The sequence below is a fragment of the Halioxenophilus sp. WMMB6 genome, from assembly GCF_033283405.1.
Taxonomy (GTDB): Bacteria; Pseudomonadota; Gammaproteobacteria; order Pseudomonadales; family Cellvibrionaceae; genus Halioxenophilus.
The window spans coordinates 1-1,830 of the sequence record NZ_JAWMQR010000026.1; the positions used below are offsets into that span (position 1 = coordinate 1).

The 1,830-nt window shown below is 44.4% G+C and carries 2 protein-coding genes; both read left to right on the forward strand.

Features of this window, described 5'->3' with window-relative positions; translation table 11 throughout:
- Positions 1 to 258: 258 nt before the first annotated feature.
- Entirely contained in the window at positions 259 to 522 is a 264-nt protein-coding gene (locus SBL51_RS23180; protein ID WP_317933582.1) for a BrnT family toxin, read from the forward strand.
- Entirely contained in the window at positions 512 to 766 is a 255-nt protein-coding gene (gene brnA, locus SBL51_RS23185) for a type II toxin-antitoxin system BrnA family antitoxin (RefSeq protein WP_317933583.1), read from the forward strand. The genes SBL51_RS23180 and brnA overlap by 11 nt, the downstream gene beginning before the upstream one ends.
- Positions 767 to 1,830: the final 1,064 nt, after the last annotated feature.

Below are 1,830 nucleotides of genomic sequence, written 5' to 3' on the forward strand. Positions count from 1 at the left end.
CCACGCTTGTTAACGATCTCTAGGATCTGTGCATCATCGGGCTGGGACTCCGATAACTAGTTGCCGCTAGTTATGGGGCTTCACTTTAAAGGAATGTTAATTAATGGGGAAATTTGACCATACAAGCCGCTCAAATTCGTTACGGCCACAAAAAGCGCGGCCTCCACCGGGCTCGCTACCGCTCGCCGTTTAGCGGGGCGTTAAAAGTCTAAAATTACATCTTGCCAGTCCCTCCATAAAGGTATATTTTCTATACCTATGTATTCTTTTGAATTTGACCCAAAGAAGAGTGAATCTAACCAGAAAAAGCATGGGATTGACTTTGTTCAAGCCCAAGCTGTCTGGCAAGACCCTGATTTTATTGAAATTATGGCTAAGTCAGAGGACGAGCCCAGGGCCTTGGTGGTCGGCATGATCGGCGGGAAGCATTGGTCTGCCATTATTACCTACCGTGAGGATAAGATTCGGATTATATCTGTCAGGCGGTCCCGGGAAGCTGAGGTGGCACTGTATGAAAGCTAAATCACTGGATAAGAAATTCGACGATAACCAATCGGATATCGTCGATGAGCTTGATCTATCAACAATAAAACGCCCCAATCAAACTCAGAAGCGAGTCAACGTTGATTTTCCAACCTGGATGATTGAGTCCCTCGATAAAGAAGCTTCACGTCTAGGTGTCACGCGCCAGTCCATTATCAAGGTATGGCTTGCTGAACGTTTGGAGCAATCAACTTTTAACAAGTCAAGCAACCGGACGCAGTAAACTGCGCCGGTTCTTGAGGCGTTATGTGCCTTCATAGCCTCTGCAGTCGAAAACTAACATTCGAACTATAAGGAAGTAATATGGCTAGCGTTATCGCTGAATATCAAAGGTTTTTGGAGGTGTTAGCAGTCAGACCTGTAGATGATGATATTCGTCGAATGGCAAACCTAATATATTCAAATCTTCCGCACTTAGCACAGGTGGGCGCTGTTCGTAGAGCTCGATCATCACGATTAGCTCCGATTGCAATAAACCAATTTACAGAAACCTCCCCAGAGTTACCTGAATTTAATAATATTAATGCTGATCGCCATAATGTTGGCCGTCTGCATCAGTTAACCGTATACCGGGTCAAGGGGTCATACCGGGTCAAGGGGTCAGGCCTTACATTTTACACCGACTGTCAAATGTAAGGCTTGACCCTCAAACTCAAACCGTTCCACTCCAAAACTACCTCTGTGCCGGGCGTTATAACTAAATACTTACCAAATATGCACATCGATGCCAAGAAAATTAAGATTGTAAAATTAATAGGAATCGTACTATCCATTTTCTATTTTGTTTTCTTTTTATGGGCGATGCACTTTTCAATTCATCCCGAAGCTGGATATGAAGGGTCGTACATAGCAAAGCTGCCAGTGTTTGAATTGATGCTTCTAGTTGGTATTTATATTCTCATGGGACAATATTTATATTGTAGGTGTATCGTAACAGATACTATCAGTAGGAATTGGTGGAGCATATTTTTAAATTCTTTATGGTCCATTGTTGGTGCGTTTTTGGTTTTTTTTGGAGTGTTTGGCCTTTGAGTGCAAAGGTTATAACAAGGCCAGGCACAATCGCCCACTTCGTGGGCTGGACCTCCGCTGTGTTGCTTGGTTTGTACTTTAACGCTACGCTAGCACAAACCAAGCAACACAGCTCCGGCCTGTGCTGGCGGCGTTAGAAGTCAGAAAGATGCGTACCGGAATTGAAATTATTGAGGACTTGCCAGGAAGCGGAGAGCCAGTTACTCGGCACAATTGGTATCAGATCCGTTTGAAACTCTGGCTTCATAGGGGCGA